We start from the raw sequence: 14,759 nt of genomic DNA, 5'->3' as shown, positions 1-14,759 counted from the left end.
AAGAGTCGAACGGATGTGTTCGACGGGCGGAACCGTACGCAACTTTCGATCTGCTGGCGGACGAGTGGTTAAGGCCGCATGACGCGCAAGTGGACGTACCCAGACACCTTCGATCTGGGTATGTTCCTCGCCGTCAGGGCAGCCACCCGCGTCCTCGAGGAGTCGAGACCCGTGTCGGAAAACAAAGATCCCCACGTATCCACCCCGGAGCTCCAGGGTCAGAAGTTCGTTTATGACTTCACCGAGGGCAACAAGGATCTGAAGGACCTGCTCGGCGGGAAGGGCGCCAACCTCGCCGAGATGACCAACCTCCGGCTGCCCGTCCCTCCGGGCTTCACCATCACCACTGAGGCGTGCAAGGTCTACCTCGACAGCGGCGACGAGCCGACGGCGCTGCGCGACGAGGTCAGTGCGCACCTCGACGCCCTCGAGAAGCGGATGGGCAAGAAGCTCGGCCAGGCCGACGACCCGCTGCTGGTCTCCGTCCGCTCCGGCGCGAAGTTCTCGATGCCCGGCATGATGGACACGGTCCTCAACATCGGCCTCTCCGACGCGTCCGTCGTCGGCCTCGCCGCCCAGGCCGGCGACGAGCGGTTCGCGTGGGACTCGTACCGCCGCCTCATCCAGATGTTCGGCAAGACCGTCCTCGGCGTCGACGGTGACCTCTTCGAGGAGGCGCTGGAGGCCGCGAAGGAGGCCAAGGGCGTCACCGTCGACGTGGATCTCGACGCGGCCGACCTGAAGAAGCTGGTCAAGCACTTCAAGAAGATCGTCACGCGGGACGCCGGACGCGACTTCCCGCAGGACCCGCGCGAGCAGATGGACCTGGCCATAAAGGCCGTCTTCGACTCGTGGAACACCGACCGGGCCAAGCTCTACCGCCGCCAGGAGCGCATCCCCGGCGACCTGGGCACGGCCGTCAACGTCTGTTCCATGGTCTTCGGCAACCTCGGCCCGGACTCGGGTACGGGTGTCGCGTTCACCCGCGACCCGGCCAGCGGCCACGCCGGCGTGTACGGCGACTACCTGCAGAACGCGCAGGGCGAGGACGTCGTCGCCGGTATCCGCAACACCGTGCCGCTCGCCGAGCTGGAGTCGATCGACAAGAAGTCGTACGACCAGCTGATGCAGATCATGAAGACGCTCGAGACGCACTACAAGGACCTGTGCGACATCGAGTTCACCATCGAGCGCGGCCAGCTGTGGATGCTCCAGACCCGGGTCGGCAAGCGCACCGCCGGTGCCGCCTTCCGGATCGCCACGCAGCTGGTCGACCAGGGGCTCATCGATGAGGCCGAGGCGCTGCAGCGGGTCACCGGGGCGCAGCTGGCGCAGCTGATGTTCCCGCGCTTCGACGAGGACGCCAAGACGCAGCTCCTCGGCCGTGGCATCGCCGCGTCGCCGGGCGCCGCGGTCGGCAAGGCGGTCTTCGACTCGTACACCGCCGTCAAGTGGTCCCGCTCCGGCGAGAAGGTCATTCTGATCCGCCGGGAGACCAACCCCGACGACCTCGACGGAATGATCGCCGCCGAGGGCATCCTGACCTCCCGCGGCGGCAAGACCTCGCATGCCGCCGTCGTCGCCCGCGGCATGGGCAAGACGTGTGTCTGCGGCGCCGAGGAGATCGAGGTCGACACCAAGCGGCGTCGGCTCACCGTCGGCGGGACCGTCGTCGAGGAGGGCGACATCGTCTCCGTGGACGGCTCCACCGGCAAGGTGTACCTCGGTGAGGTCCCCGTCGTCCCGTCCCCGGTCGTCGAGTACTTCGAGGGCCGGATGCACGCGGGCGCCGACGACGCCGACGAACTGGTCGCCGCCGTGCACCGGATCATGGCGTACGCCGACCGGGTCCGCAGGCTGCGGGTGCGGGCCAACGCCGACAACGCCGAGGACGCGCTGCGGGCCCGCCGCTTCGGCGCCCAGGGCATCGGCCTGTGCCGCACCGAGCACATGTTCCTCGGCGAGCGCCGCGAGATGGTCGAGAAGCTGATCCTCGCGGACACGGACGAGGAGCGCGAGACCGCGCTGGCCGCGCTGCTTCCGCTGCAGAAGGCCGACTTCATCGAGCTGTTCGAGTCGATGGACGGACTGCCCGTCACCGTACGGCTGCTCGACCCGCCGCTGCACGAGTTCCTGCCGGACATCACCGAGCTGTCGGTACGCGTCGCGCTCGCCGAGTCCCGCAAGGACGCCAACGAGAACGACCTGCGTCTTCTGCAGGCCGTGCACAAGCTGCACGAGCAGAACCCGATGCTCGGTCTGCGCGGCGTACGGCTCGGTCTGGTCATCCCCGGCCTGTTCGCGATGCAGGTCCGGGCGATCGCGGAGGCGTCCGCGCACCGCAAGAACGCCAAGGGCGACCCGCGCGCCGAGATCATGATTCCGCTGGTCGGCACGGTTCAGGAGCTGGAGATCGTCCGCGAGGAGGCCGACCAGGTCATCGCCGAGGTCGAGGCGGCCACCGGCACCGCGCTGAAGCTGACCATCGGCACGATGATCGAGCTGCCGCGCGCCGCGCTGACCGCCGGTCAGATCGCCGAGGCCGCACAGTTCTTCTCCTTCGGTACGAACGACCTGACCCAGACGGTGTGGGGCTTCTCCCGGGACGACGTGGAGGCCTCGTTCTTCACCGCGTACCTGGAGAAGGGCATCTTCGGGGTGTCGCCGTTCGAGACGATCGACAGGGACGGTGTGGGCTCCCTGGTCCGCAGCGCGGTCGCGGCCGGCCGGGCCACCCGCCCGGACCTCAAGCTCGGCGTCTGCGGCGAGCACGGCGGCGACCCGGAGTCGGTGCACTTCTTCCACGAGGTGGGCCTCGACTACGTCTCCTGCTCGCCGTTCAGGATCCCGGTGGCGCGTCTGGAGGCGGGCAGGGCTGCCGCCGAGTCGAAGGGCAGCGACAGCCGCTGACCTGAATCCATCCCGGACTCCAGGGCTGTCGTCGGCTCACCCGGACCCTCACCGACTCGACGACAGCCCCGGGCCACCCGGAAGCGGCGGCACCCTGTGCGGGGGTGCCGCCGCTTCGTCATGTCCGGCAGCCGCCAGGGCGGGTGCCGGGTTCCGTAGGACGGACAGTGTGCGGAAACGGTCGGTCGTGAGTGGCCGTGGGCGAATGGGTCACTCGGCCTCGCGCAAAGAAAAAAGGGCACAAGCGCTTTCGGTGTTCGCCGTTCACTCATCGGCCCATTGCATCGTTCAATACGCAAAGATATAGGCGGTGAACGGACCGGGGTGCGGCCCATGGATCCCCACCCATGGGCCGCACCCGGCTTACCCCCGTCGGACATGGAGCCGCACCGTCCGCCGACCGCCGCCGAACGAGCAAAACCCCCCACGGCCTTCACTCGCTCTTACGGTCGGCTCAGGTTCGTGCCCGACGTCGTACAGCTTTTCCGGTGACGGTGGGGTTCGGCGAGACGTTTCACCTCTGGCCGAAACCCCGTGGTGACGTCCTGTGACGGTGCGCATACCCTTGGGTGCGGGTAATTGCGGATGCAACAGGTGGGGGTTCGGTGCTGCGTATCCATGTGTCCGGGATGGACCTTTCCAAGGTGCGGATGGCCACACGGCCGGACGCATTGTGGGAAACCATTCTGAGTTTTCACCGGCTGAGGGACCGGCGCGCTTCCACGGTGTTCGGGAAATGGCGTACGGAAACCCGGCCCCGGTTGAATGGTGAGACACGCCTGCTGGCAGCCCTCGTGCCACCCCGCGGCTATTTCCCGGACTTTCTGACGCCCTCCCGGGAAGGCAGTGAGCCGCACAGTTTCGATGCCGGAATGGAGGCGCTGCGCGACACCCCGCCCGAGCGGCTCCACGCCGAACTGGGCCTGCTGCGCGCGCCCGGACGGCCGTTGTCGCTGGGCGGGCGGCACTGCGGCGGGCACGGCTCCGGGCGCGGGGTGCGGTCCGGTGGCGTACGGCCCGCGGGCGGCCGGCCGGGGGACGGCCGGCCGGTGCCGCCCGTCCGGCTGGACGCGCTCTCCGAGGGGCGGACCGAGCCTCTCGGGCGGCTCATCACCGCCCTGCGCGGCTATCACCGCGCCGCCGTCGAGCCGTACTGGGCGCACATCCAGGCCAGCATCGAGGCCGACCGGGCCGTCCGTGGCCGGGCCCTCCTCGACGGCGGCGCCGACGAACTTCTCGCCTCCCTCCCGTCCATGATCCGCTGGCGAGCCCCGGTGCTGGAGGCGGACTATCCCGTCGACCGTGAACTGCACCTGGGCGGGCGGGGGTTACTGCTCCAGCCGTCGTTCTTCTGCCGCTCCACCCCGGTCGTCTACCGCAACCCGGAGCTCACGCCCGTCCTCGTGTACCCGGTCACCCACTCCGCCGCCCCGGTCTTTGCCGAGCCGGGACCGGGCCCCTGGCTCGGCCGGCTCCTCGGCAACACCCGCTCGACGGTCCTCCAGGCCATCGGGACGGGCTGCACGACCAGTGAGCTCGCCCGCCGGGCCGGGGTGTCCCTCGCCTCCGCCAGTCAGCATGCGTGCGTGCTGCGCGAGGCGGGGCTCGTGCTCACTTTGCGGCACGGCAGCTCGGTCCTGCACACGCTCACCCCGCTGGGCGGCTCGCTCCTCAGAGGAGGCGCACCGCTCGCGCTCTCATGACAGGTGGGGACGGCCGGCTCGACGGGTGGGGGCAGGCCGCCCCAGAGCCGGGGGGACCGCTCCGGAAGATTTCCTGCCGTCCGCGATGAGTTCCGCGCCGCCCCGCCGTCTACCCCTCGACAGCGCTCGCACGGAGCGCCACCGAGGAGAAGAGACGGACATGCCCCAGATGATCTTCGTGAACCTGCCGGTCAAGGACCTGGAGACGGCCAAGGGCTTCTTCGGCAAGCTCGGCTTCTCGTGCAACCCGCAGTTCACCGACGAGAGCACCGCGTGTCTTGTCATCAGCGACACGATCTTCGTCATGCTGATCAGCGAGCCGCGCTTCAAGGAGTTCACCAAGAAGGAGATCGCCGACGCCTCGAGGACCACCGAGGCGATCATCGCGCTCAGCGCCGAGAGCCGCGAGAAGGTCGACGAGCTGGCCGACGCGGCACTCGCCTCCGGGGGATCGCCCGCCAATGACCCCATCGACCACGGGTTCATGTACGGCCGGTCCTTCCAGGACTCGGACCACCACATCTGGGAGGTCATGTGGATGGACCCGGCTGCAGTCCAGAGCCAGGACTGAGCCGTCCCGGGCCGAGCCGCAGCGCCGGGCCCGGGCCCGGTCAGGACTTGAGGTCCGGCCAGGTGACCCCCGTGAGCTGCTCGGACGCCATCCACAGCCGTTCGCCCGCCACATCGTTCAGCGTCCAGCGCGCCCGCCAGGACGGGGCGGGCGCACCTCGCCAGCCCAGCAGCTTCGGACCGGTGAACGAGTCAGGACGCACGCCGGGCGCGGTGGCCGCATACAGCGTCGGCAGCGCCCCGGACGACGCGGGCTGGGCAACGATCCGGTTGCCCAGCTCGAAGACCCGTTCCGCCGCCTTGCGGTTCTCCATCCGTACCCCCGCGGTCTGCAGATTGGTCGCCGCGTAACCCGGGTGTGCGGCGGCGGCCACGATGTCGGAGCCGGACGCTGCCAACCGGCGCGCCAGCTCATGGACGAAGAGCAGGTTCGCGGTCTTCGAGCGGCCGTACGCGATCCAACGGCGGTAGTTGCGCTCGCTGTTGAGATCGCCGATGTCGATGTTGGCCGCGGCGTGCATAGCGCTGGACACGCTCACCACCCGGGCCCCGGGGGTGTCGAGCAACTTCGGTACCAGCAGGCCGGCGAGGGCGAAGTGCCCGAGGTGGTTGACGCCGAACTGGGTTTCGAAGCCGTCGGCCGTCCGCCCGTACGGCAGGGCCATCACACCCGCGTTGTTGATCAGCAGATCCAGCCGGTCGGACGGATACGCCGCGGCGAACTCCCGTACGGAGGACAGATCGGCCAGATCCAGAGGGGCGAACTCCACCCGCGCGCCCGGCACCTCCGCCCGGATGCGCGACTCTGCCTCCTTGCCGCGGCTCTCGTCACGGCACGCGAGCAGCACCTGCGCGCCGTGGCGCGCCAGCTCCCGTGCCGTGACGAGTCCGATGCCGCTGTTGGCTCCGGTGACCACGGCCGTACGGCCGCTCTGGTCGGGGATGTCGCTCGCGTTCCAGCCCTGGGTCATGGATCAAGCGTACGGCCGGAACCCGTCGGCCGGAATCGGCTGAGGGCGGTCCCGTCCCGGTCCTTGCGGTACGTGCTCGTCAGGCGGCGCGCACCGCGAAGACCGGGACGCACACCTCGTCGTCCTCCAGGCAGGCGCCCGTCGCCAGGTCGAAGCGCTGCTTCAGCAGGGGCGAGGCGACGAACGGCCGCCCCTCGGCGGACCCGACCAGGCCGCGCGAGAGGACGTACGCCCCCGTGAACGGATCGCGGTTGTCGATCGCGTACGCACGCCCTGCCCGGTCGACGAAGAGCGCCACCTGCCTGCCGTCCGGGAGCAGCGCGGCGACGCCGCGCCCCGGAGTCAGCCGCGACAGCTCGCAGACCGTGAACCAGTTGTCCCCATCGGCGAGTTGGACCACCGGGGACTGCTGCGCCGTCTCCATCGTCTGTGCGGTCATCGGGAGGAGGTCCCTTCGAGAGTGCGGACAGCGAGCACCGGTCCGGCGAGGATGTCCAGGTCGGGCCTGACCTGGTCGCGTTCCGGGACGAACTTCACCGACGGGTCCGGTGCGTCGGGTGCGTTGACGAAGGTGACGAACCGGCGCAGCCGCTCCGGGTCGTTGATGGTCTCGGCCCATTCGTCCCGGTAGCCTGCGACATGGTCGGCCATCAGCCGCTCCAGCTCGTCGCAGAGACCCAGCGAGTCATGGACGACGACGTCCCGTACGTGGTCGAGACCGCCCTCGATGCGGTCCAGCCACGTCGAGGTGCGCTCCAGGCGGTCCGCGGTACGGATGTAGAACATCAGGAACCGGTCGATGAGACGCACCAGTTCGGCATCGGAGAGGTCCTGGGCGAGCAGGTCGGCGTGGCGCGGTTCGGCGCCGCCGTTGCCTCCCACGTACAGGTTCCAGCCGCCCGCGGTGGCGATGATCCCGAAGTCCTTGCCGCGGGCCTCCGCGCATTCCCGGGCGCAGCCGGAGACCGCCGACTTCAGCTTGTGCGGCGAGCGCAGCCCGCGGTAGCGCAGTTCCAGGTCGATCGCCATTTTCACCGAGTCCTGCACGCCGTACCGGCACCAGGTCTGCCCCACACAGGACTTGACCGTACGCAGCGACTTTCCGTACGCGTGCCCGGACTCGAATCCGGCGTCCACCAGACGCGTCCAGATCAGCGGAAGCTGGTCGACGCGGGCGCCGAACATATCGATCCGCTGACCTCCGGTGATCTTCGTGTAGAGGCGGAAGTCGCGGGCGACCTCGCCGATCACGATCAGCTTCTCCGGGGTGATCTCGCCGCCCGGGATGCGCGGCACGATCGAGTACGAGCCGTTGCGCTGGAGGTTGGCCAGGAAGTGGTCGTTGGTGTCCTGCAGCGCCGCCTGCTCGCCGTCCAGCACATAGCCGCTCGCGCCGAGCGTCGGAGCCAGCGACGCGATGATCGAACCGACCGTCGGCTTGCAGATCTCGCAGCCGTCCCCGCCGCGGGCGGCCTCACGGCCGTGCGCGTCGAGCAGTTCTGCGTACGAGGTGATTCCGAGGGTGCGGACGATCTCGTACAGCTCGCTGCGGGTGTACGAGAAGCAGCTGCACAGGCCCTTGTCCTGGCTCTGCGGCAGCAGCTGTCCGATCACCTTCACGCAACTGCCGCAGCCGGTGCCGGCCTTGGTGCACTTCTTCACCTCGGGCAGCGTGGTGTGCTCGCAGATCGCGCCCTTGGTGACGTTGTGGCAGGAGCAGATCACCGCGTCGTCCGGCAGCGCGGACGGGCCGAGCGTGACCGGGCCGCCCGCACCGGCCGGCAGCACCAGCTGCTCCGGGGCGACCGGCAGGACCGTACCGGTCATCGGCCGCAGCGTGCCGTACTGCTCGGCGTCCCCGACCAGAACCCCGCCGAGCAGGGTGCCGTCCCGGCTGATCACCAGCTTCTTGTAGACGCCGGTGCGGGAGTCCGCGTACACCACGTCGAGGCAGCCCTCGGTCGTGCCGTGCGCGTCGCCGAACGACGCCACGTCCACCCCGAGCAGCTTCAGCTTCGTCGACAGATCGGCGCCGGTGAACGCCGCCTCCTTGCCCGCGATCACCTCGGCGGCCGTCTGCGCCATCTCGTAACCGGGCGCGACGAGTCCGTACACCCGGCCGTCCGAGGCCAGTGCGCACTCGCCGATCGCGAAGACCGCCGGGTCGGAGGTGCGGCACTCCTCGTCGACGATGATTCCGCCGCGCTGCCCGACCGCCAGACCGCAGTCGCGGGCCAGCTGGTCCCGGGGGCGTACCCCCGCCGAGAAGACCACCAGGTCGGTGGCGAGCGACGAACCGTCGGAGAGCGCCATGCCGTTCACCGCCCCGTCCTCGCCCGCGGTGACCTCCTGCGTCCCGACGCCTGTGCGCACGGTGAGGCCCATGGACTCGATGGTGCGCAGCAGCGCCGCGCCACCGCCCTCGTCGACCTGCACCGGCATCAGCCGGGGCGCGAACTCCACGACGTGCGTGTCGAGCCCGAGCCCCTTCAGTGCGCCCGCCGCCTCCAGCCCGAGCAGCCCGCCGCCGACCACCGCACCGGTGGTCGCCGTCCTCGCGTACTCCTCGATCGCGAGGAGGTCCTCGATGGTGCGGTAGACGAAGCAGCCCGCGGCGTCCTTGCCGGGGACCGGCGGCACGAACGGGTACGAGCCGGTGGCCAGCACCAGCGTGTCGTACGCGAAGGTCTCCCCGGAGCGTGCGGTGACCGTACGGGCCTCGCGGTCCACGCTCTCGGCGGGGTTGCCGAGATGCAGCTCGAAGCCGTGCCGGTCCATGAAGTCCGGCTCGGCGAGCGACAGCTCGTCCGGCGTCCGCCCGGCGAAGTACGAGGTGAGCTGGACCCGGTCGTAGGCGGCGCGGGGTTCCTCGCAGAGGGCGACGACCCGGGCGGTGCCCGCGGTCGCGGTCAGTCCGCGGTCGGCGAGCGCCTCGAGGAACCGCTGGCCGACCATGCCGTGTCCGACGACCACGATCGTGGGCACCGGGACGGTGTGGTCGGTCGGGGGAGTGGACACCGGCATCTCAGAAGCCTCCGTCGTTGGTGAGCAGATGGAGCAGGGACGTTTCGGCGGGGAGCGGTTCGTCGTCCTCCCAGGTCCGGGCGAGCGTGCCGACCGCGGCGAGATCGCCGAGCAGCACGCCGCCCGCCAGCCGGTCGCCGCGCACGACGACCGAGCGGTACGCCCCACGCGTGGCGTCGGCCAGCCGGATGACGTCGTCGCCGGGCAGCGGCCGGGACTCCCCGAACGCGGCCAGATCGAAGGGGCCCGCAGGGCCGGCGGCCGGACCGTGCAGCGTGAGGCGCGTCAAGGCGCGGGTGCCTTCGTAGCGGGCGGGCCGCCCGGCCAGCACCTCGGCGAGCACGTCGGCCTGCTCCAGCGCCGGGCCGGCCAGGCCGTACACGGTGCCGCGGTGCTCGGCGCAGTCGCCGACCGCATGGATGTACGGATCACCGGTTCGCAGTTCGTCGTCGACGACGATGCCCTTGCGCACGTCCAGGCCGGCTGCCTGGGCGAGCCCGGTCCTGGGACGGACACCGCAGGCCAGCACGGTGATCTCAGCCGCCAGCTCGTAGCCGTCGGCGAGCTCCACCGCCCGCACCGCGCCGTCGGCGCAGCGCAGCCCGCGGACCCGGCACTCGGTGTGGACCTCCACGCCGAGACCCTCCAGGTGGCGCCGGAGCAGCCCGGCCGATTCGGTGTCCAGCTGCCGCTCCATGAGGTGCTCGCCCTGCTGGGCCAGCACCACCTGCGCACCGGATGTGGCGAGCGCCCGGGCGGCGGACACGCCGAGCAGGCCGCCGCCGATGACGACGGCGCGCACAGTTCCGGTGCCGGCCCGCACCGCTTCCCGCAGCGCAAGGCAGTCGTCGAGCGTACGGAACGCATGCACCCCGTCCGGCATCGTGCTGCCGAGCCCGCGCAGCGGTGGCAGCACCGGGTTCGACCCGGTGGCCAGCACCAGCCGCCCGTACCGCACCACGCTTCCGTCGTCGCAGTGGACCAGCCGGTCCGCCCGGTCGATCCGCACCGCCCGTACCCCGCGCCACACCTCGGCCGGGGGCAGGGCGATGACCTGGGCCGCGTACCGTCCGGCCAGCACCTCGGCCAGCAGCACCCGGTTGTAGGGGGCGTGCGTCTCCTCGCCGATGACGGTGACACCGGGCACCCGGGCGGCGAGCCGCGCGCCCGCCATCCCTGCGCCGATCACCACCACATGTGCCGCGTCCGCCGTCTTGTTCGTCATGGTGAGCAGCCTGTGCGGCGGGTGTTACCCGACCGGATCCCCGCTGTTTCCCGGGAGGAACCTTGCGCTCAGCGCCTCCGGAAGCGGTCTGTGAGGGCGTCGCGGTCCGGGAACCTCAGAGTTGGCTCAACTTTCCGGGGATCCGGACGAGACAGTTGGACGGGACACGTATCTCGTCCTTACAGTCGCGACCATGCCCGACATCACGCTGACCACCCTTGTAGTCCTCTGCCTCGCCGCTGCCGCCGCGGGCTGGATCGACGCGGTGGTCGGCGGCGGCGGGCTGCTTCTGCTGCCCGCGCTGCTGCTGGGCCTGCCGCACGTCCCGGCCGCGCATGTCCTCGGCACCAACAAGGCGGTCGCGATCGTCGGCACGGCGGGCGCCGCCGTGACCTACGCGCGCAAGGCGCCGGTAAAGGTCGGGACGGCCGTCCGGATCGGGCTCATGGCGCTGGCCGGATCGATGACCGGAGCCTTCTTCGCCGCCGGGATCAGCAGTGACGTGCTGCGCCCGGTGATCATGGTGGTGCTGCTGGCGGTTGCGGCGTTCGTGATGCTGCGGCCCCAGTTCGGCAAGGAGGCCGCCGAGGCCACGGACCGCAAGGTCACTCCGGCTCGTACCGTCACCGCGATCGTGCTGGTCGGCGGCGGCATCGGCTTCTACGACGGGCTGTTCGGGCCCGGCACCGGCACGTTTCTGGTGCTCGCGCTGACCGCCGTGCTCCACCTCGATCTGGTGACGGCGTCCGCCACCGCCAAGATCGTCAACGTCTGCACCAACGGCGGAGCCCTCGTGATGTTCGCCTTCCAGGGCAATGTGATGTGGCAGTTGGCTGCGCTGATGGCGGTGTTCAACCTGGCGGGCGGGCTGCTCGGCGCGCGGACGGCGCTCCGGAAGGGCAGCGAGTTCGTCCGGGGCGTCCTGCTGGTCGTGGTGTTGTCGCTGGTCGCGAGACTCGCCTTCGACCAGTGGTCGTAAGGGTGCGGGCGGGGTTCACCGCACGCCGGTGAGGTGCGCGTACGCCACCACATTGCCCTGGTAGCCGGTGGTCGGCGAGAAGCCGCCGCCGCAGGTGATCAGCCGCAGCGAGGCGTTCGGCGAGGCGCCGTACACCCGCTGGTCGGGGAAGTCCTTGTTCGCGTACACCTCGATGGCGTCGAGCGAGAAGACGGCGGTGTGCCCGTCCCGGCGGTCCACCTCGATGGTGCTGCCCTTCGCCAGGGACCCCAGGTTGTAGAAGACGGACCGCCCCTGTGCGTTGTCGACATGACCGGCGACGAGCGCGGTGCCCTTGGCGCCGGGCGGGGTGCCGTCCTTGTACCAGCCGACGACGTTACGGTTCTCGGCCGGCGGTACGTCGAGACTGCCGTCGGCCCTGAGCCCGAGCCGGATCATCGGGGTGTCCACACTGATGCTGGGGATACGGAGGCGGACGGGTGTCGAAGGGCGCAGCGGTTCGGCGACCGGTGAGCCGGGCTGCACTTCGGGACCGGCCGCGAAAGCCTGGGCCGCGGTCGGCTGCGGGGGCACCAGCTGGGTTTCGGCGCCGTTCTGGATCAGCCAGATACCGGCCAGCACTCCGACGGCGACCAGCCAGCCCTTGGCCTTCTGGGACACGGTTGTCCTCCGGGGTGGGGAAGGTGGAAATGGGTCCCGTCCCGGTGGCGCGAGGCCACCGGGACGGAATCCTGGCGGTGACGGGGCGTGGATACGCCCCGTCAGCTGCCGGCCTGCGTGCCGCTCGCCCGGCGACGCAGGAGCCAGGCTCCGCCGACGGCGGATGCGGCGAGAACGCCGGCGCCCGCCGCGATCTGGGTGGTGTCCGAGCGGACGGAGCCGCCTACACCAGTTTTGACGTGCCCGGAAGGACCGGTGGGCGAGTCGAAGCTGTCGCCACCGCCGTCCCCGTTTCCTGTGTCGCGTCCGCCGTCCCCGCCCCCGGTGTCGCCACCGCCGTCCCCGTTTCCTGTGTCGCGTCCGCCGTCCCCGCCCCCTGTGTCGCGTCCGCTGTTGCCGTTTCCTGTGTCGCGTCCGCCGTCCCCGCCCCCTGTGTCGCGTCCGCTGTTGCCGTTTCCTGTGTCGCGTCCGCCGTCCCCGTCCCCTGTGTCGCGCTCGGCCTCGTTTCCGGTGTCGCGCCCGGCGGAGTTACCGAGCCCGAACGGGTTCTGGTTCCCCAGGAGGCTCTCGCCCCTGGCGGCCAGGTCGTCCAGAGAAGGCACCCCGGATCCGGTGCCCGGGTCGTCGCCGGAGGCGTTGTCCTGCCCGGTGTCCTTGCCGTCGTCCCGTCCGATGGCCTTCCCGGCGCTCTGACCGGTGCCTGCGGCCGTCACCGCGACACCTCCGGTGATCCTTTTTCCGTTCGCGCAGGACACGCCGACGCTGTACGGGCCTGCGTCGGCCTTCGTCGGCACCTTGAACATGCCGACGAGCGCCTCCCTACCGGTGGACGGTGCCAGCGTGAATACCCCTGCCTCCAACACGTTCGCATGTCCGGTGGCCTTCGCATCGCTCCCACAGGCGGTGGTTTTCACCGTGACCGTGCTCCCCGGAGGCACGCCGGCCGGAGATATCTCCAGTGAACCCAGGTCGCCTGCGTACGCCGACGGTGCGGCGGTGAAGAGGCCGAACGCAGCAACGGTGAGAGCTGCGGCTGCGGTGCCGGTCACGAGGCGGGCAGGACTGGGCATGGGGGGTTCCTCCGAGCGAAGGCGCTGGCTGGTGTCTCCTGACTCCGAGCTAACGGGCGGCCCGCCACCCACGCCTGCTGACGTCGAGTCAGCTTTCACTCGATCGGTCCGGCCCCGCCTCCTTGCCGGAAGGTATATCTGCAGGTCAAAGCCCCGATTGAGGAGGGCTTGGCCCGTCCCGCGACACGCCGTGCCGATTGGGTGACGACCTTCGATGTGCGCGTGGTGTACGTCACAGGCATGGCCTCGCCGGCCCCGGGCACACGCACATCACCCCCCCACGGGACGGCTCCCTCCGGCCGCCCGGCCGCCGCCTCCATCGGGCCCACCCCCACTGGGCCCGATGGAGGCGGTTTTCCTGGGACGAAGCTGCGCGGTCCGGCCGACCGCGACGCCGTCGGCCGGGCGCCCCGGACCCGTCGCGTGGGCGGCCTCAGACGGTGTCCCAGGGCGCGGCCTCGTACGCCAGTCCCACCTGTTTCATCAGCTCTTCGTCGACGGTGAACTCCATGTCGTCGATCCGTCGGATCGGTGCGATGCCCTGTGAGTTGGTGAGGAACGCCGACCGGAAGGCGCCGATCCCGTCCAGTGTCACCGGTCGTCGTGCGGACGCCAGTCCGGCCTCCGGAAGCTCCTGTTCCAATAGGGCCATGGTGATGCCGTGGAGTGCCGGTGCGGCGGGCCAGACGACCGAAGTGCCGTCCCAGAAAGCGATGTTGGTGATAGCCCCCTCGGTCACCGTCCCGTCCGGCGCGGTCAGCAGCGCCTCGTCGAAGCCGGAGCGCGCGGCGAGCCGTCCGTAATACGTCTGGCCGAACTCGCCGGGGCGCTTGATGTGCGGCACGGTGCGGACGTACGGAACGGACATCAGGCTGTGCGGCTCGGGGGACTTCTGCGCCGGTCCGCGCACCGTGACCATGAGCGTCGTCTCCGTGTCGCCGGGCGGCAGAAAGGCGTACACCCGCGTCGAGGCGTCCCGCACCCCCGCGCCGTCGAGCGCGTGCCGGATGAGCTCGCGGATCCGTTCCCCGTCCAGACCGTGGTCGAACAGCTCCTGGTTTGCGGAGTCCAGCCGGGCCAGGTGGAGCGCGAGGCCGTGTACCCTTCCGTCCCTGACCTGCATGGCTGTGAAGTGGCCGTAGTTGGAGAAGGCAGGGATCCGGAGATCCGCCTCCGTCGCGGCGTGTCCGTTGAACTCGGCGTACAGGGGTGCGGCGGTCGTCATGTGTTCCACCGTATGCTGAAGGGGTGAGCGATGACGCTTGACCTCAACCATGGTTGACATATGAGTCTCGCTGCATGGACCTCATGACACCTGTCCCTGCCGCATCCGTCACCGCTGCGCCCCTGAAGGCCGCGGTCATCCTCGCCAGCAACCGCGAGGGCCGCTTCGCCCCCGTGATCGCCGACTGGTTTCTCTCCCGCACCGCAGACCACCCGGGCATCGAGACCGACCTCATCGACGTTGCCGAGCTCGATCTCCCGTTCGCCCTCTCCTACCGCCCGGGCCCCGAGGTGCAGGAGCAACTGGCCAAGGTCTCGCCCCGGTTGGCCGTCGCCGACGCCTTCGTTGGCAAACATTCAGTGCGACCGCAGCGTGTGACGGTTTCGGGTGTGTGGTGACGGCTGGTGACCGAGTGGTCAGCGGCTGTCGGAGCGGGGGTGTCA

The 14,759-nt window shown here is 70.2% G+C and carries 11 protein-coding genes and 1 pseudogene; 5 read left to right on the top strand and 7 right to left on the bottom strand.

All coding sequences use genetic code 11. The annotated features are described in order from the left end of the window. Positions 1–78: 78 nt before the first annotated feature. The 3 genes from ppdK (at position 79) to ABZV38_RS10410 (ending at position 5,184) form a co-directional block, all read left to right on the top strand. Positions 79–2,910 carry a pyruvate, phosphate dikinase gene (gene ppdK / locus ABZV38_RS10420; RefSeq protein ID WP_356326372.1) on the top strand — a complete coding sequence of 944 codons (2,832 nt, stop codon included), beginning with the start codon at positions 79–81 and terminating at the stop codon, positions 2,908–2,910. A 605-nt stretch (positions 2,911–3,515) separates the two neighbouring features. Beyond that, positions 3,516–4,613, top strand: coding sequence for a helix-turn-helix domain-containing protein (locus tag ABZV38_RS10415; protein WP_356326371.1), 1,098 nt, complete (start codon positions 3,516–3,518; stop codon positions 4,611–4,613). A 160-nt stretch (positions 4,614–4,773) separates the two neighbouring features. Further along, the gene (locus tag ABZV38_RS10410) at positions 4,774–5,184 is read left to right on the top strand and encodes a VOC family protein (RefSeq protein WP_356326370.1); all 411 of its coding nucleotides are present in this window, start codon (positions 4,774–4,776) and stop codon (positions 5,182–5,184) included. A 40-nt stretch (positions 5,185–5,224) separates the two neighbouring features. Here the strand turns inward: ABZV38_RS10410 and ABZV38_RS10405 are convergent, their stop codons facing one another. From ABZV38_RS10405 to ABZV38_RS10390, 4 genes are all read right to left on the bottom strand, one after another. After that, positions 5,225–6,154: an oxidoreductase gene (locus tag ABZV38_RS10405; protein ID WP_356326369.1), complete on the bottom strand. Its 930-nt coding sequence runs from the start codon at positions 6,152–6,154 to the stop codon at positions 5,225–5,227. 79 nt (positions 6,155–6,233) lie between these two features. After that, positions 6,234–6,593 carry a nitrite reductase small subunit NirD gene (gene nirD, locus ABZV38_RS10400; protein ID WP_356326368.1) on the bottom strand — a complete coding sequence of 120 codons (360 nt, stop codon included), beginning with the start codon at positions 6,591–6,593 and terminating at the stop codon, positions 6,234–6,236. Further along, on the bottom strand, positions 6,590–9,178 hold the full coding sequence (gene nirB, locus ABZV38_RS10395) for a nitrite reductase large subunit NirB (RefSeq protein ID WP_356326367.1): 2,589 nt from the start codon (positions 9,176–9,178) through the stop codon (positions 6,590–6,592). The genes nirD and nirB overlap by 4 nt, the downstream gene beginning before the upstream one ends. A 1-nt stretch (position 9,179) precedes the next feature. Next, the gene (locus ABZV38_RS10390) at positions 9,180–10,403 is read right to left on the bottom strand and encodes an FAD-dependent oxidoreductase (protein ID WP_356326366.1); all 1,224 of its coding nucleotides are present in this window, start codon (positions 10,401–10,403) and stop codon (positions 9,180–9,182) included. 193 nt (positions 10,404–10,596) lie between these two features. Here ABZV38_RS10390 and ABZV38_RS10385 point away from each other — a divergent pair, with 193 nt between their 5' ends. Further along, positions 10,597–11,382, top strand: a complete 786-nt coding sequence (locus tag ABZV38_RS10385) for a TSUP family transporter (RefSeq protein ID WP_356326365.1) — start codon at positions 10,597–10,599, stop codon at positions 11,380–11,382. A 15-nt stretch (positions 11,383–11,397) separates the two neighbouring features. Here the strand turns inward: ABZV38_RS10385 and ABZV38_RS10380 are convergent, their stop codons facing one another. The 3 genes from ABZV38_RS10380 to ABZV38_RS10370 all read right to left on the bottom strand — a co-directional run bounded on the left by ABZV38_RS10380 (position 11,398) and on the right by ABZV38_RS10370 (position 14,316). Further along, complete coding sequence (locus ABZV38_RS10380; RefSeq protein ID WP_356326364.1) at positions 11,398–12,021, bottom strand: class F sortase; 624 nt, start codon at positions 12,019–12,021, stop codon at positions 11,398–11,400. A gap of 101 nt (positions 12,022–12,122) precedes the next feature. Then, positions 12,123–13,091 (bottom strand): hypothetical protein, encoded by a 969-nt coding sequence (locus ABZV38_RS10375; protein WP_356326475.1) that lies wholly within the window; start codon positions 13,089–13,091, stop codon positions 12,123–12,125. Positions 13,092–13,524: 433 nt separating this feature from the next. After that, entirely contained in the window at positions 13,525–14,316 is a 792-nt protein-coding gene (locus ABZV38_RS10370; protein ID WP_356326363.1) for an aminotransferase class IV family protein, read from the bottom strand. A 74-nt stretch (positions 14,317–14,390) separates the two neighbouring features. On the opposite strand from ABZV38_RS10370, the pseudogene ABZV38_RS10365 reads away from it, so the two are divergent. Then, positions 14,391–14,663 (top strand): annotated as a pseudogene (locus tag ABZV38_RS10365) (NAD(P)H-dependent oxidoreductase); the annotation flags it as partial. Between the last annotated feature and the right edge of the window lie 96 nt (positions 14,664–14,759).

The organism is Streptomyces sp. NPDC005181 (assembly GCF_040608395.1).
Taxonomy (GTDB): Bacteria; Actinomycetota; Actinomycetes; order Streptomycetales; family Streptomycetaceae; genus Streptomyces.
The sequence above is the reverse complement of the archived record's forward strand: the minus strand, read 5'-3'. Positions and strand labels throughout refer to the sequence as shown.

Excerpts from the sequence above, each read along its gene's own strand:
- ppdK (WP_356326372.1), top strand. The coding sequence starts at position 79 with ATGACGCGCAAGTGGACGTACCCAGACACCTTCGATCTGGGTATGTTC.
- ABZV38_RS10410 (WP_356326370.1), top strand. The coding sequence starts at position 4,774 with ATGCCCCAGATGATCTTCGTGAACCTGCCGGTCAAGGACCTGGAGACG.
- ABZV38_RS10405 (WP_356326369.1), bottom strand. The coding sequence starts at position 6,154 with ATGACCCAGGGCTGGAACGCGAGCGACATCCCCGACCAGAGCGGCCGT.
- nirD (WP_356326368.1), bottom strand. The coding sequence starts at position 6,593 with ATGACCGCACAGACGATGGAGACGGCGCAGCAGTCCCCGGTGGTCCAA.
- nirB (WP_356326367.1), bottom strand. The coding sequence starts at position 9,178 with ATGCCGGTGTCCACTCCCCCGACCGACCACACCGTCCCGGTGCCCACG.
- ABZV38_RS10390 (WP_356326366.1), bottom strand. The coding sequence starts at position 10,403 with ATGACGAACAAGACGGCGGACGCGGCACATGTGGTGGTGATCGGCGCA.
- ABZV38_RS10385 (WP_356326365.1), top strand. The coding sequence starts at position 10,597 with ATGCCCGACATCACGCTGACCACCCTTGTAGTCCTCTGCCTCGCCGCT.
- ABZV38_RS10375 (WP_356326475.1), bottom strand. The coding sequence starts at position 13,091 with ATGCCCAGTCCTGCCCGCCTCGTGACCGGCACCGCAGCCGCAGCTCTC.
- ABZV38_RS10370 (WP_356326363.1), bottom strand. The coding sequence starts at position 14,316 with ATGACGACCGCCGCACCCCTGTACGCCGAGTTCAACGGACACGCCGCG.